Origin of the sequence: Anatilimnocola aquadivae (assembly GCF_049819085.1) — a bacterium.
In the GTDB taxonomy this organism is placed as follows: Bacteria; Planctomycetota; Planctomycetia; order Pirellulales; family Pirellulaceae; genus Anatilimnocola.
In genome coordinates, this window is sequence record NZ_CP187419.1 from 5272953 (window position 1) to 5295293 (window position 22341).

20 protein-coding genes are annotated in these 22341 nt (G+C 57.8%); 8 read left to right on the plus strand and 12 right to left on the minus strand.

Going from position 1 to position 22341, the window contains the following annotated elements:
• Positions 1 to 121: 121 nt before the first annotated feature.
• Positions 122 to 1567, minus strand: a complete 1446-nt coding sequence (locus NA78x_RS20815; protein WP_425614299.1) for a hypothetical protein — start codon at positions 1565 to 1567, stop codon at positions 122 to 124.
• A gap of 212 nt (positions 1568 to 1779) precedes the next feature.
• Here NA78x_RS20815 and NA78x_RS20820 point away from each other — a divergent pair, with 212 nt between their 5' ends.
• From NA78x_RS20820 to NA78x_RS20830, 3 genes are all read left to right on the plus strand, one after another.
• Entirely contained in the window at positions 1780 to 2715 is a 936-nt protein-coding gene (locus tag NA78x_RS20820; RefSeq protein WP_425614300.1) for a histone deacetylase family protein, read from the plus strand.
• Between the two features lie 785 nt (positions 2716 to 3500).
• A complete protein-coding gene (gene tmk / locus NA78x_RS20825) occupies positions 3501 to 4124 on the plus strand; it encodes a dTMP kinase (RefSeq protein ID WP_425614301.1) in 624 nt (207 codons plus the stop codon).
• The gene (locus tag NA78x_RS20830; RefSeq protein ID WP_425614302.1) at positions 4121 to 5170 is read left to right on the plus strand and encodes an ATP-binding protein; all 1050 of its coding nucleotides are present in this window, start codon (positions 4121 to 4123) and stop codon (positions 5168 to 5170) included. The genes tmk and NA78x_RS20830 overlap by 4 nt, the downstream gene beginning before the upstream one ends.
• On the opposite strand, the gene NA78x_RS20835 is transcribed toward NA78x_RS20830, so the two are convergent.
• Complete coding sequence (locus NA78x_RS20835; protein ID WP_425614303.1) at positions 5156 to 5572, minus strand: secondary thiamine-phosphate synthase enzyme YjbQ; 417 nt, start codon at positions 5570 to 5572, stop codon at positions 5156 to 5158. The genes NA78x_RS20830 and NA78x_RS20835 overlap by 15 nt on opposite strands.
• 586 nt (positions 5573 to 6158) lie before the next feature.
• Between NA78x_RS20835 and NA78x_RS20840 the strand changes: the two genes are divergently transcribed.
• The 4 genes from NA78x_RS20840 (at position 6159) to NA78x_RS20855 (ending at position 11145) form a co-directional block, all read left to right on the plus strand.
• A complete protein-coding gene (locus NA78x_RS20840; protein WP_425614304.1) occupies positions 6159 to 6383 on the plus strand; it encodes a hypothetical protein in 225 nt (74 codons plus the stop codon).
• Between the two features lie 232 nt (positions 6384 to 6615).
• Complete coding sequence (locus NA78x_RS20845; RefSeq protein ID WP_425614305.1) at positions 6616 to 9018, plus strand: thioredoxin family protein; 2403 nt, start codon at positions 6616 to 6618, stop codon at positions 9016 to 9018.
• Between the two features lie 24 nt (positions 9019 to 9042).
• A complete protein-coding gene (locus NA78x_RS20850; protein ID WP_425614306.1) occupies positions 9043 to 9318 on the plus strand; it encodes a hypothetical protein in 276 nt (91 codons plus the stop codon).
• Positions 9319 to 9414: 96 nt separating this feature from the next.
• Positions 9415 to 11145, plus strand: coding sequence for an amidohydrolase (locus tag NA78x_RS20855; RefSeq protein ID WP_425614307.1), 1731 nt, complete (start codon positions 9415 to 9417; stop codon positions 11143 to 11145).
• Positions 11146 to 11161: 16 nt separating this feature from the next.
• Here NA78x_RS20855 and dgt read toward each other — a convergent pair whose 3' ends face one another.
• Positions 11162 to 12313: a dGTP triphosphohydrolase gene (gene dgt / locus NA78x_RS20860; protein WP_425614308.1), complete on the minus strand. Its 1152-nt coding sequence runs from the start codon at positions 12311 to 12313 to the stop codon at positions 11162 to 11164.
• A 77-nt stretch (positions 12314 to 12390) separates the two neighbouring features.
• Entirely contained in the window at positions 12391 to 13443 is a 1053-nt protein-coding gene (locus NA78x_RS20865; protein ID WP_425614309.1) for a hypothetical protein, read from the minus strand.
• Between the two features lie 250 nt (positions 13444 to 13693).
• Between NA78x_RS20865 and NA78x_RS20870 the strand changes: the two genes are divergently transcribed.
• Positions 13694 to 14287 (plus strand): DUF4254 domain-containing protein, encoded by a 594-nt coding sequence (locus tag NA78x_RS20870; RefSeq protein ID WP_425614310.1) that lies wholly within the window; start codon positions 13694 to 13696, stop codon positions 14285 to 14287.
• A gap of 670 nt (positions 14288 to 14957) precedes the next feature.
• Here the strand turns inward: NA78x_RS20870 and NA78x_RS20875 are convergent.
• The 8 genes from NA78x_RS20875 to NA78x_RS20910 all read right to left on the minus strand — a co-directional run bounded on the left by NA78x_RS20875 (position 14958) and on the right by NA78x_RS20910 (position 22171).
• Positions 14958 to 15491 carry a GNAT family N-acetyltransferase gene (locus tag NA78x_RS20875; RefSeq protein WP_425614311.1) on the minus strand — a complete coding sequence of 178 codons (534 nt, stop codon included), beginning with the start codon at positions 15489 to 15491 and terminating at the stop codon, positions 14958 to 14960.
• Positions 15491 to 16087, minus strand: coding sequence for a helix-turn-helix domain-containing protein (locus NA78x_RS20880; protein ID WP_425614312.1), 597 nt, complete (start codon positions 16085 to 16087; stop codon positions 15491 to 15493). The genes NA78x_RS20875 and NA78x_RS20880 overlap by 1 nt, the downstream gene beginning before the upstream one ends.
• A 53-nt stretch (positions 16088 to 16140) precedes the next feature.
• A complete protein-coding gene (locus NA78x_RS20885; RefSeq protein ID WP_425614313.1) occupies positions 16141 to 17766 on the minus strand; it encodes a PQQ-binding-like beta-propeller repeat protein in 1626 nt (541 codons plus the stop codon).
• A 66-nt stretch (positions 17767 to 17832) separates the two neighbouring features.
• Positions 17833 to 18942 (minus strand): Gfo/Idh/MocA family protein, encoded by a 1110-nt coding sequence (locus tag NA78x_RS20890; protein ID WP_425614314.1) that lies wholly within the window; start codon positions 18940 to 18942, stop codon positions 17833 to 17835.
• Positions 18943 to 19030: 88 nt separating this feature from the next.
• Positions 19031 to 19471 carry a hypothetical protein gene (locus tag NA78x_RS20895; protein WP_425614315.1) on the minus strand — a complete coding sequence of 147 codons (441 nt, stop codon included), beginning with the start codon at positions 19469 to 19471 and terminating at the stop codon, positions 19031 to 19033.
• 31 nt (positions 19472 to 19502) lie between these two features.
• Entirely contained in the window at positions 19503 to 20099 is a 597-nt protein-coding gene (locus tag NA78x_RS20900; protein WP_425614316.1) for a thioredoxin family protein, read from the minus strand.
• Between the two features lie 82 nt (positions 20100 to 20181).
• Positions 20182 to 21774, minus strand: a complete 1593-nt coding sequence (locus tag NA78x_RS20905; RefSeq protein WP_425614317.1) for a CotH kinase family protein — start codon at positions 21772 to 21774, stop codon at positions 20182 to 20184.
• Between the two features lie 94 nt (positions 21775 to 21868).
• Positions 21869 to 22171, minus strand: a complete 303-nt coding sequence (locus tag NA78x_RS20910) for a hypothetical protein (RefSeq protein ID WP_425614318.1) — start codon at positions 22169 to 22171, stop codon at positions 21869 to 21871.
• Positions 22172 to 22341 lie beyond the last annotated feature (170 nt).

Below are 22341 nucleotides of genomic sequence, written 5' to 3' on the forward strand. Positions count from 1 at the left end.
AGACGCCCTTATCGAGCGTATCCGCTAGCTGACAATGAAAAGAGCTAGCGGTTGCGAGAGTCTGCATGAAGGACATCTTCTGCCAGGGGCACGATAGCCCCCGGAAGTTTGCAGAAATGGCCTATTCTCGTTCGCTGGCAGGAATCGCAATGGAGGTGAGAGCGCAGCTGTCCCAACCCTTGGGATTGGGGCCACGGGCAGCGTTCCAGCAAATGAAGACGCGGCTGCCATCGGGCGTGACCGAGACCGCGTAGGTTCCCTGCGGGGCAACTCCGTACTTCTCTTGATAGAACGGATGCAGGAAGGCGACCACTTTTCGTTTGCCGGTCTGCGTGTTGAATTGCACAACGGGCGAGCCATCGCGATAGCCACCGCCGTGAGCACCAGGAGCATAGTAGATGTACTTGCCCGTCGCTTCCGCGGCCAGCGAAGCGACGTAGTGCTCGGTACCGACCGAAGCGAGTCCGAGTGAGCGAATCTTCTCGGTCTTCACATCGAACTCGTACAACTCGCAACCGCCGGTCGAAGAGCCGGACTGCGAGGCAGCGTAGATCTTGCCCTGAGGCGTCTCATCGGTCGCCGCGCGAATGCCAAGCGAGCCTTCGATCTTCTCTGGGGCAGCGGCCGTCTTGGGATTGAAACGCATGAGTGGCTCGTTGCCGGCACCGGGCACGAAATAGACATTGCCGGTCGACTTTGAGACCATCATCGCGCGGGCCGGACCATTGTCCCCCGAGTAAAGCATCTTGCGATTGGCCAGGTCGTAGGCCCAGAACTGAATGCCGCGCGGATCGGTCTTCGCGCCGGGAGCACTACCGCCGTACAGAATCAAACGGTCGGGATCGAGGTGGGCACAAGGCAGACAATGCTTTTCGACCGGAGCGGCTTGCACTACTTCTTGCACGCCTGTCGCCGGATTGCAACGGACAATCCAGTCCCCTTTGTAGTGGTACTGATCGGTGGTGATGGTGGTCGAGCCACGATGAGTTGTGCAATAGAGCCAGCCATCTTTCCCAATGCCCAGCCGGCTGTGAATCTTACCGGGAGCATAATGCCCCTCCGGCATATTGAGTAGCTTTTTCAGGTCCATCAGTTTGCGCAACTTCTTCGTCGCCGGATCGTACTCAAAGACGAAGGCGTTGCCCTGCGGCGCGAGGTGATCACCAAAGGCGCAGTAGTATTTGCCGTCGTGGACGACGCTTTCGCCCCAGTTCGACCAAGGACGCCCCGCGTAGGTTTGTTCGGGAAAGTAGGCGAGGTCGATCGTCGGCGGCGTTTTGGCAATTGTGACCCCTGCCGGCAGTTCCTTGAAAGTCTTCAAGAATTCCGGAGCGGTATCGGTCACCATTTCTTTGCCGCCTGGCAACTGGGGCGGATATTCAAGCTCGACCTTGGGAGCCGCTTTGGCCTTCGCTTTGGCTTCTCCCTTCTTTTTCGCTTTGGGTGCGTCCTCTTGCGCCCAGCCTACATTGCCGAGCAAGAGAGTCAGGCTGAGCGTGAAAACTGCGACGGGGGCGAGCCAGTGCCAGAACCGCGAGAGGGGAGAAGACGTCGACAAACGGCGCATCGAAAGGTCTCCAGGCTGGAAGGGATGGGGCGGGAGCGTTTAGCATAACCATGTCGCCCAGCAAAACAAAAGAAAATTGGGGGAGGGAGACGAGAGGCGAGAGAAAAGAATGCGACGCCCTATAATATGTTTCTGTTTACTAGATATTTCTGTTTACTCGATGCCTGACTTCTCCCGTCCCTGGCCCCTGGCCCCTGGCCCCCGGAGCTCCCATGACCCTCCTCTATCACAGCCCGCTGTTTCAAACGCATAAGACTGGCGCGCATCCGGAGAAGCCTGAACGGCTGGCGACGATCGATCGGCACTTCAAGATGGTCGGTATGTATGACCGAGTGAAGGCAGCCGAATGGAAACCGGCGACCGCCGAACAGATCGAGCGAATTCACACGAAGGAGTACGTCGGCGAATTGGAAAAATTCGCGGCCAGCGGCGGCGGCCGAATCGAGGCCGATACCGTGATGAGCGCCGAAAGCTATGCGGTAGCCCATCAGGCTGCGGGTGCTGCCTGTGCGGCGGTGAAAGCCGTGGTGACGGGGGAAGACAAGTCGGCATTGTGTCTGGTTAGACCGCCCGGCCATCACGCGCTCGAAAAGAGTGCGATGGGCTTCTGCCTGCTCAATAATATTGCCGTGGCGGCCAAGTGTGCGATTGCCGAACACGAGCTCGATCGCGTGCTGATCGTCGATTGGGATGTGCATCACGGCAACGGCACGCAGGATGTCTTTTATAACGACAGCCAGGTCGCGTTCTTCTCGATGCATCGCTGGCCGTTTTATCCTGGCACCGGCGATAAGGACGAAACGGGCACCGGCAAGGGACTCGGCTTCACCAAGAATATGCCCGTCGCCTTCGGCACGCCGCGCGACAAGATCCTGGGACAGTTTGCCAAGGACCTGGAAGCCTTTGCCGACAAGACGAAGCCGCAATTAGTGCTGATCAGTGCCGGCTTCGATGCCCATGTTCGCGACCCGATTGGTTCGCTCGAACTGGAAACCGAAGACTTCCGCGAGCTCACGAAAATCGTGCAGCGCGTAGCCGATGCTCACGCCAAGGGCCGAATCGTCAGTGTGCTCGAAGGTGGTTATCACCCGCAGCGATTGGCCGAATCGCTGGAAGTCCACCTCGATGAGTTGCTGAAGAAGGCATGAGCAGGCAACGCGTAATATCTGTGCGGAACGGTTAACCCATTTCTTCCCTTACGCCGAAGGCGTGCCACAATCGCTTCGCGGTAAAGATTCAATCGAAATACTCCACTTGAAAAAGGCGGTATTGCGTCGAGCTTGTTTGCGCGCACGATTCGCGGTCGGCAGGCACCGCTAAAAATGCTGCTCTAGATATTGTTACAACATATTGACTTAGTGTCAAGTACATTTTAAAGTTTCTGGCGTGGCGACGATTGGCCGGAGTGGGGCTGCGGATGGTGGTTCGTAAAACGGCAGCAGCGCGGGCGAAGCAAGGAATCGGCAGCACAGGAGATCAGCCGCCACGGGTAGAGGATCCTGCGGCCCCCTGTTCAGGGCCTGTTCAGCCAGTTGGGAACATGATTGAAAAGTGGTTATCAAATGGTTATCAAGAAACGCTGGATTTTTGATAACTTTTTGCTGCAACCGACTGCAGGGAAATGGTTTATGGCAAGATGTTTGCTTCGAAAAAACGCGACAAAAAGTTATCAAAATCGGTTATCAACAGGACTGAACAGGGGCTGTTCAACCGGAGTGGAGCGGGCGACCGCTCACGCCAATAGGTAGCCACATCCGCCGGATGTGATCGTGGCATCGCGCAGCTAGAGGCACGACTTGGCAGCTGACCGCCAGCGGGATGGTTTGGCGTCTCGGCGATTCGGGTTCCGGTCGGCGGCCAGAACCTACCTTCCAGCGTGAGCCGTTTGTGATGGGTACAACAATCAACACCTTCTGCGTTAGAATCTCCGGCTATGTTTATCAGCTTTGATGGCGTGGATGGCGCGGGAAAGTCGACTCAGGTCAAACTGCTGCGCGAATGGCTGCTGGCTCGCGGCAAGCAGGTAGTGACGTGCCGCGATCCGGGCAGTACCAGCTTGGGCGAAAAGCTGCGGGAGGTGTTGCTGTCGCATCACGATGTGGCCATTGATCGCCGCAGCGAGATGCTGCTGTATATGGCTGCCCGGGCGCAACTGGTCGAAGAAGTGATTCGCCCTGCGTTGGCCCGAGGCGAGTGGGTGCTGTCCGACCGCTACTTGCTCGCCAATGTCGTTTATCAGGCGCATGCCGGCGGGATGAATATCGAAGAAGTCTGGCAGACGGGGCGCGTGGCGACCGGCGGCTTGATGCCGAACCTGACCATCGTGCTCGATATGCCCGCTGCTGCTGCCCGTGCCCGGCAAGGCCGTCCGCCGGATCGAATGGAAGCGCAAGGGTTGGAGTTTCTGGAGAAAGTTCGGCAGGGTTTTCTCACCGAAGCAGCTGCGGCGCGCTTGCCGATTGTGGTCTTCGCGGCCGACCGCACACCCGAGTTGATTCATGCCGATGTGATCGCGGCAGTCGAGAAGGTGCTGGATTCGACAGGAGCCTGCCCATGACCTGGCAAGGAATACGCGGCCAAGATGCTGTGGTCGAACGGTTTCGCACGGCACTGGCCCATCAGCGGCTGGCGAGCACGTTTTTGTTCGTGGGCCCCGAAGGGTGCGGCAAACGAAAGCTGGCCTTTAAACTGGCTCAGGCGTTTCTGTGCGAGCAGAACCCCGAAGTGGATCTGAATCCCTGTGGTCACTGCGCGGCCTGCAAACAGGTGCTGGCCGGGACGCATCCCGATGTCGATACGATCGCCCGGCCCGAAGACAAATCGAGTATCCCGCTGGAACTGCTGATTGGCGACAAAGAGCATCGGATGCGCGAAGGGCTTTGCTTTCGGATCTCGCTGAAGCCTTATTCGGGACGCCGGAAGATCGCGGTGATTGATGACGCCGACTATCTGTTTCACGAAGGTGCGAACTGCCTGCTGAAGACGCTCGAAGAGCCTCCGCCGAAGTCGATCTTGATCTTGATTGGCACGAGCGAGCAACGGCAGTTGCCGACAATTCGTTCGCGCTGCCAAGTGGTTCGCTTCCAACCTTTGAGCCCGGAAGATATCGCGGCGATCCTGTTGGAGCAGCAACTGACCGACGATGCCAACGCGGCCCAGCAAGCGGCGGCGATTGCCGAGGGGAGCGTCGCCGCGGCGGTGAGAATGCTCGACCCCGAGTTGCACGAGTTTCGGAATGAATTGATGCAGGCGCTGGGGCAAACGGTGCTGCAGCCTGCCGCGCTGGTGAAGCTGGTGCAAACTTTTGTCGATGGCGCTGGAAAGGAATCAGCCCCCAAAAAGCAGCGGTTGAAAGATGCGTTGCATAGTGCCAGTTCGTTCTTCCGCCAAGGAATGCTGGCTCATGCAGGAGCAGCGGAGCAATTGAGTGGAGAGCGCAGCTGGCCGTGGGGCGCGGAAAGTGATGCGATCGGCATCGATCTGTGTCTGGAAGCTATCGCTGCGGTGGAAGCGAATGCTTCGGCGGCCAATGTGCTGGAATGGTGGGCCGATGAACTGGCAACCTTGCAGCGCACCGGCACCGCAACGCTACTCGCCCATTAGTGTGAGGACCAATGATCGTGCCCCGCCGGCATTCCGATGCTCACACAGGTAAATGCCCTGCCACGTACCAAGTTGCAACTGACCGTTCCTGATTGGCACGGTCAGGCTGCTGCCCATCAGCGAGGCTTTGACATGGGCCGGCATATCGTCCGGTCCCTCGATGGTGTGCTCGTAGGGGAAATCCTCGGGGGCAATGGCGGACATGACCCGTTCCAGGTCGTGCCGCACGTCGCGATCGGCGTTTTCGTTGATCGTAAGGGAAGCCGAAGTGTGCTGGATGAAAACGTGCAGCAAGCCGATCTTGATTTGGCGCACTTCGGGAATCGACGTAAGTACTTCATCGGTAATGAGATGGAAGCCACGCGCGCGGGCTTTCAGCTGCACGAACTTTTGAGTCCACATACGAAAAGTCGCATTCCCCAAGTGTCCAGTTCGGCATGTGACAATCACTTCCGACGATCGGAGTACCCCGAACCTCTGACCGAAGTTGTCTCTCCTTGTATGAAGGTATCAAGAAGTTGACGTCAAGGGGTGGTGCGACTCCCGGTCCCGCTAGGATGCCATTAGAGGAGCTGTGATTTCCCTAGCGCCAGTGGCTGACAGTTTCGTTAGCTAAGTGGTAAGCTGGGTTAACAGCTGCCAGCAGATGCCACTAACCATTCTGCAGAAGCCACTTATGGCGTTTTCTGCGATTGTAAAGCTGTGCCGGAAATGACGTTGGCAGGAGTGCGTCACGACTGGCTAGTGGAAAAATCTCCTTCGTAAAAACCGCAATAAACTTGACCTAGGCTAGGTGCCCACTGATAATGGCCACGTCGAGCCAAGGAAGTGCATCGAGGACGCGACCGAAAAATAGATGGTCGCGAGCGGCCAGGATGGTTGACCCGCAACGTGTACCCGCCTATTTCTCAGCCCGTTTGAACGCCGGCAATTGAGTCGCGATTCACAGGCTGCCATCTCACTGCCCGATACACTGAAGGAGATCGACATGGACAAGGTTCGCAATGTATTTGAAGCCATTTTGAAGTATGGCCACGACGAAGACTTCTACCCAGAAGCCCCCGAAGATTTCAGCTCGACCGATGCCCCCGCTGGCTCGAATGAGAAGATTGAAATCCTCCGTCGCCGCATCGAACTCGGCCTGCCCCTGTGGCACGACGAAGATCGCTGCGATTACAGCGGTTTGACCGGTGCGATTCGCCCTCGCGAGTAAGCCAGTCAAATTCGCGAGTGTCAAAATCGCAATAGTGGCTTCGGCCGCTCAATCTACTGAAGGGATACCGGTTACGGTGTCCCTTTTTTCGTTTCTTGGCGGTCGTGTCCAGCAGGCGAAGATGCCGCCAGTTCTGGGCTGCTGTTGACGTTGTGTCACGAAACGAACCTAATACAGTTTGAGGACGCCCCTGACCGGGGTCTGCGTCGCACACCTCCGCGAAGGATTTGATATGCCTCGTTTGTCGCTCGCCTGGACTTCTCGCCTGCTGGTTCTCCTGCTCGTTGGCTTGCTGGCCTGCCCCGCTGCTGCTCAAGACTTCTCTCCCAAGTCGAAGAACAAGTTCAACTTCGATTTTGGTGGTGGCGGCAACAGCGCGCCTCCGGGCGATATGGAGGTGACCGCCAAGTTCCACGTGCAAAAGGATTCGACCAAGGGACGCCTGATTGTCGAGGCTGTCATCTCGCCCGAATGGCACACTTTCTCGCTTACTCAGCCGAAGGGGGGCTCGCAGGCTTCGAAAATCGACGTCGCCAAGTCTGATCAATTTCAGCTAACTGGCTCCTTCGTTCCCGACCGCAGCCCACACATTGTGCCGTCCGAGGTTTTCTTCAATCCCGACAAGACCCCAGTTCAGGAAGAACAATTTGAAGGTCAAGTGGTGTGGACCGTGCCGCTCGAACTGGCCGCTGGCGTGAAGCCGGAAGATCTGCAGATTTCGCTCGACTATTCGGGACAGATCTGTCACGACACCGGCGGCTGTATTCCCCAGTCGATCAAAGCTACAGCCAAGTTTGCCGGCTATGACGAACCGGCTTCTGTTGCTGGCGAGTTCACGGCCTACGAAGGAGAACTGACCTGGCGCGGGAAGCTCGAACCCAAAACGGTGGTCCCAGGCGGCAAAGCCAAGCTGACGATTTCGGCCGAGATTGCCCCAGGTTGGCACTTGTACCTGAACCAGCCGCAGGTAGGAGACTCGATCAACAAGCCGACGTTGATCGTGCTTTCGAATCACGCCGATTGGACCGTCGGACAGCCTCAACCTTCGAAGGCTCCCGAACAAGCGCATGGTACTTCGGATCTGGCTTATCACTCGGATAACGTCGAATGGGTCATCGAACTGTCCGTTCCAGCAACTGCGAAACCAGGCCCAGTGACCCTCGGTGGCTTCATCGGCTTTCAAATCTGTACCGACCAGAACTGCCTCATGCCGGCCGGTGCGCAATTCACGGTGGAAGTAAATGTCGGAGAGAAGGAAGAGGCAGGCGCTGCACTGCTGCAGTTCACGTCGGCCAGTTATAGCGCCGCGAACAACTTGGCGAAGGAGATGACCGTCGCTGCTGCACCGCGTGCAGTTGCTGCCACCGCTGAGCCGCCCCTGCCTTTGCCGCTGCTGATTGTTGTCTCGTTCGCCGCGGGGCTGCTCCTCAACTTCATGCCCTGCGTGTTTCCCGTCCTCGGTTTGAAGTTGATCTCGCTCGCCCAGCAAGGCGGTGAGAGTCGCAGCCGGATGATTGCCCTCAATCTGTCGTACGCGGCGGGCATGATGGTGATCTTCATGATCCTGGCGGTTCTTTCGATCGTCTTTGGCCTGGCCTGGGGCGAGCAACTGACCCACTTGTGGTTCCGCCTCAGTATCTTGATTCTGACCTTTGCGATGGCTTTGAGTTTGTTCGGGGTGTGGGAGATTCCGATTCCGGGCTTTGCCGCCTCGGACAGTTCGGCCAAGCTGCAAAAGCAGGAAGGGATGACCGGTGCTTTTTTCAAAGGCCTGTTCACGACCATCCTGGGCATCTCGTGCAGCGGTCCTCTGTTGGGTGTCGCCCTGGGAGCCACGTTTGCCTTGGCACCGGTTTACTCGTTCCTGGTGTTTGCCTTTATTGGCCTCGGAATGGCATCGCCGTTTCTCGCGTTGCCCTTTGTTCCTGGCATCAGCAAGATTCTGCCGAAGCCGGGCGACTGGATGGAAACCTTCAAGCAGGTGATGGGCTTCATCTTGCTGGCTGCCTGCGTCTTCTTTGTTTCCGGGATCGAAACGGAGTTGCGCATCGCGACGCTCTGTTTGCTTGTCGGTGTGGCCGCCGGTTGCTGGTGGGTCGGCAAGGTTCCTTCTTACGATCCCCTGGGCAAGCAACTCACGGCTTGGGTTGTCGGCACGGCCGTGGCCGCCATCATTGGCGTAACCTCGTTCAGCCTGTTTGGCCCGCCACCACCAGCGGCAGCCATCGCTTGGGAAGAATTCTCGGCGGCCAGATTGGCGCAACTGAAAAGCGAAAACCGGACAGTGATGGTCGACTTCACCGCTGACTGGTGTGCCAACTGCAAGACGAATCTTATCTGGGCCATCGAGCGGGAAGATGTAAAGAAGTTGCTGGAGCAGCAAAACGTCGTGGCCGTGAAAGCCGACTGGTCGGGCCCCAATCCCGAATTGAAGGCGGAGCTTGCTCGCTTGAATCGCAAACAAATCCCCGTTCTGGCGTTCTATCCGGCGGGCAAACCCGAGGATGTCATCATTCTCGATGGCATCGTCTTCAAATCGCAAGTGCTGCAGGCTATCAAAGAGGCTGGGCCCTCGAAGGTGCCGCTCGATAATCTCAAACCAGCTGCGACGACCACGGCCAAAGCGGGCGATTGATCTAAGCCAGAAAGTGAAACTGCCATGGACTCTGCAGATTCTAATCCCGTGTTTATCTTGCTCGCGGTTTTCATTCCCCTGGGCACGATCGGCGTGATTCTCGGGCTCGCGGGAATCATCGCGTACACGCGACAAGTGATTCGGCGGCAAGAGCTCGCTGCTGAGATCGTCATTCAGATGCTCAATCGGAAGATGAGCGCCGACGAGATCGAACGCGTCCTGCTCGCCTGGTCGCAGGACCCCGAATTGCCCAAGGCTATCCTGCGCCAGCGGAAGATGCTCGCCGCGCATGCAACTTAGCCAAGAGGCGAAACCGCACTCTTTTGCGGTCGCCACTTTCGCGCGGTACGATGCTCGGGCATTCTTCCTCCCCTCCATTCCTGCGGAGCCCACCCGATGCCGCGCCTGCTCGCGTTTCTGCTGCTGTGTGCTATTGCTCAAGCAATTGCTGCCCCCTCGTTCGCAGCTGAAGCTCCCGATTTGATCCTTCACAACGGCAAGATCGCGACCGTCGATAAACAGTTCCGCATCGCCCAGGCAGTTGCGATCACCGGCGATCGCATCACAAAGGTGGGCACCAATGCCGATGTCCTCAAGACCAAAGGGGAGAAGACTCGCGTCGTCGACCTGCAGGGAAAGTTTGCGATGCCCGGGTTGATGGATTCGCACGTCCATCCCAGCAGCGCCAGCCTGCATGAATTCGACCACCCGATTCCCGACATGGAATCGATCGCCGACGTACTCGCGTACATTCGTTCGCGAGCCGCCGTGGTGCCGGAAGGAAGTTGGATCACCGTGCGTCAGGTTTTCATCACGCGGCTGAAGGAACCTCGCTATCCGACGCGCGCGGAACTCGACGCTGCGGCACCCAAGCACCCCGTGATGTTTTCGACCGGCCCCGATGCCATGCTCAGCACCCTGGCACTCAAAGAAAGTGGCATCGACAAGGACTTCAAAGTCACGGGAACCGGCCAGATCGAGAAGGATCCGCTCACCGGCGAGCCAACGGGCATGCTGCGCAGCTGCACGCGTTACGCCAAGCCCAAATCGTCCGGCAAGAGTGCAACCGACGAAGAAAAACTGGCCCGTTATCGCGAACTCTTCGCCGACTACAACAGCGTCGGGCTTACCACCGTCAGCGATCGCAGCTGCGGCGAAGGGGAACTGAATCGCTACAAGCAACTGCTCGACGACGGCCTGCTCACCGTGCGCATGATGGTCTCCGGTTCCGTCGACGCCGCTGGCAAGACCGAGAGCGTGCAGGAGCGGATTCGCTTCTGGGGCAAGCATCCGCTGAGGGCCAAGAGCAATCGCTTGCGTGTTGTCGGCACCAAGTCGTTTCTCGACGGCGGCATGCTGACCGGCAGCGCTTACATGCGAGAGCCTTGGGGCATCAGCGAGATCTACTCGATTCGAGATCCGGACTATCGCGGTGTCCTGTTCGTTGAGCCCGACAAGCTGAAGGCAATCGTCCAGACCGCCGTCGAAGAAAAACTGCAGTTCACCGCCCACTCGGTCGGCGACGGTGCCATCCACAATTTGCTCGATGCCTATGAAGCCGTGAACCATACACTACCCGTTCGCGAAACTCGCCCCTGTATCACGCATTGCAACTTTCTGACGAAGGATGCCGTCGATCAAATGGCCAAGCTGGGAGTCGTTGCCGACATTCAGCCTGCGTGGCTTTATCTCGATGCCCGCGTCCTTACCACACAATTCGGCTACGACCGAGTCCGCTACTTTCAGCCTCTTAAAAGCCTCTTTGAAAAAGGGGCAATCGCCGGCGGCGGTTCCGACCATATGCAAAAGATCGGCTCGCTACGAAGCATCAATCCCTATAATCCATTCCTCGGCATGGCCACAACGATCACGCGCAATGCCCGCTGGTACGACGGTCGGTTCCATCCCGAAGAATCGCTCTCGCGCGAGCAAGCGATCCGCTTCTACACCACCAACAACGCCTACCTACTGTTTCTCGAAGACGAAGTCGGCTCGCTCGAAACTGGCAAGCAAGCCGACCTCATCGTGCTCGACCGCGACTTGCTCACGTGCCCCGAAACCGACATCGCCGGCACCAAGGTGCTGCAAACCTATCTCGCCGGCAAGTTGATCTACGAAGGGAAATAACCGTTGCTCTCACGCACTATTTCTGCCCAAAGTGCTGCTCGAAAATACTGAGGAAAAAGCGATCGGTCATGCCCGCCAAATAGTCGCCAACAGCCCGAGGTGCACCGACTCGCTCGATGCGGCGAAAGTGATGCGGCGGCAACAAGTGAGGCTCATCGAGATAGCCCTGAAAGGCCTGTTGAAGTTTGGCCTGCGCTTCGCGTCGCATGCTGATGAGCTTGTCGTGACGATACACGCGCGTGTACAGAAACCGTTCAAGCTCCCGCTTCAGTTCAGCAAGTTCTGGCCGCGGTCCAATCCGGAAATCAAGCCGCCGCACTTCGTCGCTGCTCATCCCTCGGCACTCATTCAATTGCTCGCCCGAATGCTGCAGCACGCTGCTGACCTGGCGTTCGATCAGTTCATGCACCACCGCCTTACGCAGGCGATCGCCGGCTAGGTTGGCAAACCGCTTGTGGGCTGAGATTACTGCCTCGCGCACCAGGGTCGTCTGCTGCAGTTCTTCCAGGGTGACCAACCCGAGCTTCACGGCATCGTCCGAATCGTGCGCGTCATAGGTCATGCTGTCGGCCGCTTCGACCACTTGCACCTCGAGCAACGGCCCGCAACCTCCGGTCGCGGCAAACAGCGCGGCCTTCTCGGCTCGTGTCTGCTGGCCATCGAGCAGTTCGTGCGTGAGATTCAGCCCAGAGAACTCCGCGTACCGTTGCTCCAGGTCTTCCGCAATCGTCAGGGCAAACTTGTTGTGCGAAAAGCCGCCATACTCGTGCAGCACTTCATTCAGGGCATCTTCGCCCGCATGACCAAATGGCGGATGGCCAATATCGTGAAACAGCGCCAGCGCTTCGACCAGGTCTTCGTTCAGCCGCAAGCAGCGACCCAGCGTCCGAGCCAGACACGACACTTCGTGCGTGTGCGTGAGTCGCGTGCGATGATAATCGCCAAAATCACCGGTAAAAACCTGCATCTTGCCGCTCAGGCGGCGAAACGCAGCCGAGTGAATCACCCGATCCCGATCCCGCTGAAAGGGTCCGCGATACGAGTGTTCGGGCTGCGGATACTTCCGCCCGCGCGATTGCCGACTGAACATGGCATAGCTGGCAAACAGCGCACGTTCGCGCTCGTCAACGGTGCAAATCAAGGAAGAAAGTTCGGCTGGTGTATTCATCGCACTATGGTAGAAGCGAATTCCTTAGCTGGAAAGCCGAGACGTTTGATCTCTTGAGCCAAACAAGGGTCTCCAGGTTACAGTTCCGGCTGAGGCGGCGGTGGCGGGGCACGCTTGCCATCGATCTCAGCTTTAATGATCGTGTTCTCTCGCCAGACGAAGGAATCTCGTACATTGACCAACTTGGCGATTCCATCTTCGGCGGCCGTTTTCTTTGCGCCGCGACCATACTCTGCTGCCAGGCGATACTGACGCTTAGCCCGAATCTTGATGCCAGCCACCAATTCGGGATCGACGTCTTTCGCTTTCTCGGCCCAATCGAGCCAGGCAGTGGCAGCCGTCAAATTAAGATCGAAGTTGGGGCCTCCCGAGTTGTCGGCCCGCTCGTCTGCCGCGAGTGCTGCCTTGAGGCCAGTGAGTCCCGACTTAGCGAGATGAATGCGAGCACCCAACCACGATTCCGAGATCGTCGCATGAAACTTCGCCATTTGCAGATTTGCTGCCCGATCGTTTTCTTTCTCAATCAGTTTTTCGTCCGCAGCTTCATACTTAGCGGCATCCTTTCGCCACTGCTCGTACGTCAAACGCAAGGCTTTCGCCATCCGCTTACGATCGGCATCTAACGGCTCGGAGATCGTAACCAGCGTCAATGTTCCCTTGTCGGCAACATCGATCGTGAATTGCGAGGCAAACGATCCACGAACTTCGACGAACACAAAGTCAGCCAAATCCTCTCGCTTTTCGAGCATCGTGTTTGCTTGAAAGAACGCGAGCACAGACTCAAACCGCAAGTCCCAGCCATTGAGTTTGTCGCCGGTGAACCAGGAATTCTGCCGATCGATGACGTTCCACATGCCGCGAATGTCGCCCGCCCCGATGTAAAGCCGACGGGCACTATCTACCACCATGTAGCGTTCCGCAGCGTCTTTCACACCCCACGATTCCTGTAGAAGCTTCTTGGCAAGTTCGGTCTTCCTTTCGGGGGTGGTCGCCTGTCGCGCCTCGGCACCGTACTTTTCATTGACGGTCACGCGGCCTTTGGCGAGTTGCTGCTCGTTGGGGCGCTCGACCGTCTCTGGCTTCTCTTCAGCCCAGACGAGCGAGCAGACAAAAAGAGTACAAAGCAACATTAAGGATGCTTGGCAGTGCAAAGGCTTCATGGGCATGATCCCGGACAAAAATTGCAGTGAAATGACCGACGTCGATGACGCTCCCCAGCCAGCAGAAGTATCGGCTGGCATCGGGAAGCGGTCAACCTTCGACCGTTTTCCCCGGATTTCCCCCCGGAAAAAGCCGCTCTGACTTCGCATTGATCGTTTTACCAGCAATTCGTAAAATCCGGCCTTGAACTACGACCTCTCTACCAACATCGAGGCAAGGATGCATCGAATCGCCGAAATCACCAAGCTGCACTGGGAGATGATTGACCGGTGGCATTCGCAGCCTCTCGATAACCAATGCACGGGCTTTCTGGGCCTCGTCTGCCAGCAGTTGATGTTCAACTTTCAGCTGTGGCACGAAGAAGACATCGCCCGCAGCAAGAACGTGCCCGATGCCACCATTGCCCAGGTCAAACGAGCCATCGACGGCTTCAATCAGCAGCGGAACGACTACATCGAAAAGCTCGACGATTGGATCACCGAGGAAGTCGAACGGCTGAACATTCAACCGGCGGCCAACGCCACCCAAAACAGCGAAACGGCCGGCAGCACCATCGATCGCCTGGCGATCATCGCCCTCCGCATCTATCACCTGCAAGAACAGGCCGAGCGAGCCGATGCCACGCCGGAACATCGCACCGGTGTCGCTCGCAAACTGGCCATTGCCGTGATGCAACAGCAAGACCTCGCGCGTTCGGCTCAGGAACTGATCGACGATATTTTTGCGGGCCGCAAAAAACATAAAACGTACCGTCAGCTGAAAATGTACAACGACCCCACGCTCAATCCGTATCTCTACCGAGCCGCCGGTTAGTCGCGGAATCACCACCAACAACGATTCCCGAGAGCACTTCCTGGCGAAGTGCTCCCTTGCGTTCTTGGGGAACCTCGCGCGCTGGCGAGCGATTTTTGAGCGTCCTTTTGTCCAATAACTCGCCTCGCTTTTGATTGCAATTCGTTGCCAATCTCGCGAATCCCGCGAGTTGGCACTCAGGCACGCCGGAGGTTTTTGGACACGTTCCGTTTCTCTTGCGGATCGTGGGAACTAACGGAAGACCAACACTCCTTGTTTGCTTGCCCTGCCACCTTGCCCGACAGCCAATTTTGATAACTTTTTGGCGAACTATTTTTCGCCCGATTTTTACCTGTAACTCTTTGCCAAAATGTGACTTGCGGCAACTGAAACCGGTTATTTCACAGGTTTGGTGATAACCGTTTGATAACCAGTTGATAACCACTTTTCACCTCTCTCTGCTGGCACAACAACGGCGACGAGCAGCCCCTTGTGCTCCAACGTCTACTTAACCTAACAAACACCTAAACGACAAGTACGCAACGTAAACTGTACAGTTAACGCAAAAATTACTCACTACTAATTTACGTATATTGACACCTCTTTGTCAATGCTTTCAGAAAGAAAACGCAGACAAGAGTCTCTGCGAACCAGGATGCGTTGCTCGCATGAGAAGGGCCGCCAGCCGGTCTCAATGTCCAGCTGTCGGCTGCAGGTCGCGGTAATAGTAGGTGGTGCTGCAGAAACCACCCTGCGGAAAGAGTGCAAAGCGAGGAATGTCGCCGACGCGAACCCAGCCCAGGCGTTCGTACAAGCGGGAGGCATCACCGCCGGTGACAGCATCCAGCACCAGTAGCGACTTGCCACATTCGACTGCCGCAGCCTCGGCTGTCCGCATTAGGGCCGCTCCTAGTCCCTGCCGCCTCGCTCTGCGGTGGACGAGCATCTTGGCCAAGTCCGCCCGGTGAGGCTGATTGTCCGGCAGGTCAAAAATCAGCTGCACGGTACCGCAGATTCCTTGCTCATCGGTGGCCACGAGCAACACCCGATCGCTGCTGGCCACGCCTTGAGCCACTTTCTGCCAAAACAGCCTCGCCCGCTCGCGCGTCAGCGGCTGCATGAAGCTGACCGAGGCCCCCCCATCGACGCAGTCGAGCAGCACGTCGGTTAGCTGCTCGATCTGTTCATGGGTTACCTCTGTCAAACGGCGAATGGTGGCTGTCATCAGCGTTTCCTTGGCTGGTTCTCACTCGCCATGACAACCGCATAGCGGGCCGACTTCTTCGTGGGATTGTGAAATGTCGTCGGCCCCGTCACGTGCATCGCCAGGCAATCGCCGGTCTTCAGTTGATGCTCGACCTTGCCCACCGTGATATGGATCGTACCTGCCAGCACCCAAATTTGTTGACAGATCGTCACGTCGCGCGCCTGTGCATCGAAGGCCACTCGCTTGCCGGCTGGGAACGCGATCTCCACCAGTTGCATCGGCTGCGGTATGCCTGGCGGCGAGACATTCCGCCGCACATAGCCCGACGCAGGGTCTTTCCACACGGGTTGCTCTGCTTGCCGCGCGAGGGGACTGGGGGGCACACTCGTCGCCTGCGATTCGAACAGCGAGGCGATCGTCACGTTCAGCCCGGCAGCCAGCCTTTCCAAGATGACCGCCGTCGGACTGCTTTCGCCGCGTTCAATGAGCGAAATCATCGAACGACTGACCCCCGACTTCGTCGCCAGTTCATCCAGCGAAAACTTCTTCATCGCGCGTAGCTCTTTCACCCGCTCCGCAATTCGCTGATTGATGCCTGAATCAAGTTCTGTCATAGTGGACACAACATCCACCATAATGGAACACATGTCAAGCGAACTGCTTTCCACTACTCAGCCCGCCGAGGCAACTCGTAACAGGCCGCCTCTCGATCATTGCGGGCGAGCAAGTACCGCCCGGCAACGACCGGTTGATTCCACGTTCGTTCGGAGAGCGCTGGAAAGCGGCTCCATTCGCGCCAGGCTTCAGGCGTGGGTTCTACGACGGCGATCTCACCCGACTCCATTTGCACGAGCAGCTTGCCGTCAGCCAGGATCACCTGACCAAAGCCATAGCGGCCCGCTTTCCAACACCTTTTTCCGGTCGAGAGTTCGACGCACACCAGAATCGCATCGTCGAGACCGTATGCATGGCCCTCATGCACGACCGCACTGCTGAACTTCGCCTTCAGATGTCGATTTCGCCACTGCTCGGTAACGGTGAACTGGTCTTTGTCCTGAGTCACTTCGAAAACTGCGCAGCCCATTCCATAACCTGATGCGATGAAGACCCGATCGGCAACTTCTGCATCGTTGCCCGGCAAAAGGATCGGCTGGCCGACGTTGTTTCGCTCCGCCGGGTTGCTGATCCAGGGAACATCCCAGAGCGGCTGGCCTGTGTGCAGATCGTGGGCAAACAAACCGTCGGCGTTGAAGTCGAGAATCTGTTCGTGACCCGCCAGCTTGACGAGTTGCGGCGAACTGTACGACGCGCCGGCAGTTCCCGCGCGCCAGATGCGCGTGCCCGTTTGCAAATCATAGGCAGCGACCGAGCTGCCGCGCCCGCCAGGATTCACAATCACCATGCCGGCAGCAATCAGCGGAGAACCTGTGACACCAAAGCGCAGGTTCTGCGTCTGGTTGTCGGCCAGAATATCGACGGACCAGAGGGGTTTGCCATTGCTGCCGTCGAGACAGAACAGTTGTCCCGTGGCACCCACAGAGTAAACTCGGCCTGCATGAATCGCCGGTGTCGCTCGCGGGCCAATGCCACTGGCTACTTCGTCAAACTGTGCTGGCACTTCATGTACCCAACACTCGCGCCCGGTCGATAGCTCGTAGCAAACGGTGGCTTCCATCTTCCCGCGTTGCTCTTGCGTTACGCAGTAGTTGCCCACGACCGCAAACGAAGACCACCCTGCCCCCACAGGCTGCTTCCACAACAATCGCGGCGGATGCTGATTCCAATGTGTCGTAAAGGGCTGAGCACTTGCCTGCCCATTGCGCAGAGCACCACGAAACGCGGGACTGTCGAAGGGAGTCGTCGCCATCAAATCGGGAGCAACTGATAGTGCAGTGTCTCGACTTTCCGTTCGGTGCTGTTGCCAATCGTCGGCCGTAGGCACTTCCGGGCTCCACCGCCACTTCCAATAGGGGCGGCCGTCGCCGGCAAAGCCTTCGAAACGAAGGGCCTGGAAAAATCCTGCCTGCGAAGCGATGACCGCGGCAATGACAATCGCTTGCCGATGGAGCGGCCAGCGCGACAATCCCCGAGCCCACGCATAAAACAATAGGTTCGTCGCCGTCAGCATCCACAAACTATCGACGGCCGGGCGAATCGTCACTTGGTAGTAGCCGCGCTGCTCGACGATGATGGCCGCCCAGCCGAGAGCGAGAATCGCCACGCCGATCCAGACACTACTGAACCGATGCCACCAACGTGGTACAGCTGCCTGCGGCTTGCGGTTTTGGGCCATGCCTACTCACTCGCAAAAATTCGGCGAACTTATTTCCGGTAGTCGGAACTTGTCCTGGCCTATTATCTACTTTCCCCGCAGCACTTCTTTCAGCGTGACGGCGCGATGTTCTTTGGCGGAGAGATAGCAGGCATCGACGAGGGCCATCGTCTTGAGATTGTCCTGCCCGCTGATTTCGGGTTCGGTTTTGTCTTCCAGCGCGCAAAGGAGCTGGGCCATGGTGCCGGCAAAAGCATCAGGAAACCAGACTTCTTTCCAGCGAGGCTGCAGCCAATAGCCAGGCTGCGAAGTCGAGGTGTAATCGAGCGTACTCGGAGTCGGATGCGGATAATCGGGCCAGCCAATAGTTCCGCGGGCGAGCCCTGCCGTCCCTTCAACGCGCCAACGAATGCCAATGTCTTTCTCGGCTCCTTCGAGCGCTGGGCCGGTCCACACATCGTCGCAGGCCATCGCTCGCAGGCCGTTAGCGTATTCGAGAATGTAGAGGCAGATGCCGTCGGTATGGGCGAACTTCTTCGCGGTGCGCGGATCAGGCCGCGTGCTGCAAAAGACACGTTCGGGATCGCCGAAGAGCATGCGGAACGAATCGAGGTGGTGGATCGACATGATTCGCAGCGTGACCCAGCCCTGACGTTGCTGCCAGGGCATCCAGTGCGGAATTGCGCGCATGTCGATCGTCGCCAAAACGGGTTCCCCGAGCGTGCCGCGTTCCAGCAGGCACTTGAGCGCCCGCATCGACTGGTCGTAGCGCATGTTTTGATTCACCGCCAGCGTGATTCCCGCGCGGCGGCACATCTGCACAATCTCTTTCGCTTCTGCCAGGCTGCCGCCGAGAGGCTTCTGCGCGAGAATGCCGCGCACGTGCTTCTTGAACTTGCAGACGTTGCGAATCACGTCGACCTGGGTATCGGGCGGCACCGCGATATCGACCACCTCCACCTTGCCGCTGGCCAGCATCTCTTGATACGTATCGAACGCCGTGAGCGAATGCCGCTCGGCAACGCGCTGCGCATGAGCGGGCGTGCGTGAGGCAATCGCCACCGGATTGAAACCCGATTTGCGATACGCCACCAAATGGCAATCGGCCATGATGAACCCGCTGCCGATGCAGCCAATCGCCGCATCGCGCTGCTTGGGCATTTTCGGCAGATAGTCGAGCGGCAGGAGAGTTGTCATAGCTAGGTAGGTTACATCCGCCGGATGTAACCTGGTTGGCTCGATCCGCGCTGAACTGCGAGACAAGATCACATCCGGCGGATGTGATCTACTTCAAGTTGCCAATTCTATACTCGATCGCATGTCTCCAGAGCGCAAACATTTCCAACACAACATTCGTGAATTGAACCACTGGTGTGTTAACGCCCAAAATTGCCGCTTCTCTGCACTCGCGCATTCGTTGCTCGTGCGCGGGTAATGCGTTCAGTGTTACTTGCTCTGAGTCGGTTATGCCTTTGGCATCCGTTAGCCAGCCGTCAAGAATTACATCAAATGCCAATGCCTCGTAAGCATACGAAGAGAACTTGCGTTCCCGACCATCGACTGTCGACTGCCAGCGCTGATCAATCCCTTCAAGCTCTCGCCCCACGCAAAGTTTACGGCAGGTAACAAACGCTTCGAGAAAACGTCGCGCAGGGTGTGATGCTTCCGACTGGAAAAGCGGCTTGTTCAATTTGTAGACACGCATTGTTGGTAGGTCGCGAGACAAGATCACATCCGGCGGATGTGATCTACTATGACTACATCTTCACCCCCGCAGGATCGAAGTACGCCGGTTCGTTCCCTTCTTTCCACTTGATGTTGCAGCCGAGACTGGGGATTTGCTTCTCGGGAGCGGGCTTGCCGGCAAGGAGCGCATCCATGGCAGCCCGCAGGTCGCGGCCATCGGCGACGTCGCCAGCCTTTGGACGTGACGGATCGAGTTGCCCTCGATAGTAGAGCTTTTGGTCGCCGTCGAACAGGAAGAAATCGGGCGTACAGGCGGCGTGATAGGCCTTCGCGGCATCCTGATCTTCGTCGAACAAGTAGGGGAACGCGTAGCCTCGCTGTTCGGCTTCGTGCACCATCTGTTCAGGCGAATCCTCGGGATGCTTCGAGGTGTCGTTGGAGTTGATTCCAACCACGGCGATGCCGCGCGGCATGTAGTCCATGGCCAAGCGAGCCAGTTCAGGCGCGACGTGTTTGACGAAGGGGCAATGATTGCACATGAAGATCACGAGCAGTCCAGGCTGCCCCTTGAAGTCGCTGAGCGAGACCATTTGCCCGTCGACATTCAGCAGCGAAAAATCGGGGGCCTGCGTCTGGAGCGGAAGCATCGTGCTGGCGGTTTTAACCATTGATCAGATCCTTGGAGAAGTGCGATTTTGCCTCCACAGCATCCTATGCTGGGCTGCCTCGATGCTCCAGACGGCGACGGAGCTACGGCCCGCGCGGTGGTCCTGGCGGCGCCGAGGGCGGAAGCAGTTTTTGTAGCCCCTCGGTTAGTTCACGCTGGTCGAGGGTGCCGTTTTTGTTCTTGTCCCAGTCGCGCACGGCCTTGGCGATTCCGGCAGCAGCTTCGTCCTCGGTCAAATTGCCATCGTGGTTGCCGTCGAGCAGAGTCAAGATCGGCTTCGCCAGTTGGTTGCCCGGGCCGGGCGGCGGTCCGAAGCCCATTCCTTGCGTGGGAACATAGCCCTTCTTTTTGCCTTCGAGTTGAGCAAGGATGGAAGTGGTTCGCTGCTGAAGGAAGGTCGTGAGGGGAATGGGAGTTGCGCCAAACATGCCACCACCAGGACCAAAACCGTTGCCTCGTTCTTTACGAGCATCCGCGGCCACTTTGTCTTTGTCGCGTAGCGGCTGCAGTAGTTTCTCGAGCGTCTCGGCCTCGCTGCTGCGCTCGGCAACGAACGTAGGACTCGTCAGCAACCGCAATCGCTGGTGGTACTTCGCCTTCCAGGCAGGTATCGCCAGCAGGCGGTCGATGAGTTTGTTTTCGCCCAGGTGGGGATGCTCGATGCTCAAGTCGACGAGCTGTTGCGGCGTACCATAAAAGGGAAAGGCACCGAAGGCCAGATCGAGATCCCAAGGGACGAAGACGAACTTGCCGGTGTCGGGCCGCAGGTACAGATAGTAGTTGTGCCCCATCCCAATGAAGCCATCGAGACTGGCGAGAAACGTGTTGGCTGCCAGGAAGTTCGCAAACGCATCCAGATCGAGGAGCTTACCGATTTGCTCGCGAAACTCGGCTTCGTCTGCTTGATTGATCAGCTGCGTCAACTTGATGAGTCGGCCCCACTGCTCGGGCGTGCCATCGGTCTTCGCGTTGTAGGTGTCTGCGTAGGTCTTGGCTTCTGGACCAAAGTGAGGCAGGCCGCGAATCCCTTCGGGCTTGAGAAGCAGTCCCTGTGAGTTCTGGAAATGGTGTTTGAGGAACGACTTGTCGATTTGCTCGACGGCCGTGTAAACGCCCAGCCGTTCCTTTTGAAACTTGCCCGGGACGGTCAACGAAACTTCGGCATACGAAGTTCGTGGGGCGGGAATGCCAGCCGCGTTGAACGCAGCGTAGGCCAAGGCCTCGCGAGCCTTCGTCGGGTCCATGACGCCGCTATTGAGGTTGAGCTTCTTCTCGCCGCGCCACTTTCCCTCGGCGAGATAGCGGTCGAAGTCGATCTTCAGCGAGCGTTTGGCCTGCTGGGCCGACATCATGTACGTACCATTGCCCTTGTAGCGCAAGCCAACGTCGGGAAATTTCTCGCCGTCGATTTCTACCGTTGCCCGGACGTAGTCGAATTCGAAGCCAAACTTGCCAGCGCCGAAATCGGCACTTCCCGGGGCCGGTCGCCCCGCAGCTGGCGGCCTGCTGCCGCCGAACATGGTGGCGGGCGGAGACTCCATAGCTGCGTAATCAGCGGCGGAGACCGTCACGTCCACCTTCAAGACGCGTGTGAGTCCAAACGCATCGGTGTCCGCTGCCGACAGCGAGGTGCAGAGCCATCCTGAGCAGATCAACAGACAGCAGAGCCCGCGCATAAAGTGTCCCTTCACTCTCGATCAACTGGAAAGCCAGCAGAGACGCCGAGTATACGCTATTGAACTCGCGGCACGGCAGAAAGTGGCGGCGCGGTTATTTGCCAACGGGCAAGATCATGCTCAGGCAGCGCGAAAGCAGCGAACCGGTCGGTGGCATGGCGGCTCGCTGGTGATCTTGCCAGCGACTTTCGAGCGAAGGCGCGTACTTCTCGGCCGTCACAATTTCGACCTGGTCGTTAGCTGCCAAATGAGCAACCACAAACTGCCCCTCGGCGACGGCTCGAAAGAACTCGCCGTTCTCGTTCGGGCTGGGAGTGAAAATGGTGACCTGATTGCTGCGGCACTTCTTGCGCAGGAATTCGATGAAGGCGGAAACTTCACTGTTACGAATAAGCATGACTTGATTACCGGCGAACAAAGAAACGACGCAAAAGCCTAGCACGCCTGTGAGCGTGCCGATTCGATTGCCGCGGATTGCCAGGCCAGTTGCGGCCAAATCGTCGGCGAGAGAGTGCGAGTATTCCGCTTGGAATGCCTCGCGAACTGCCGCAAGTTGTCGAGCGGCAA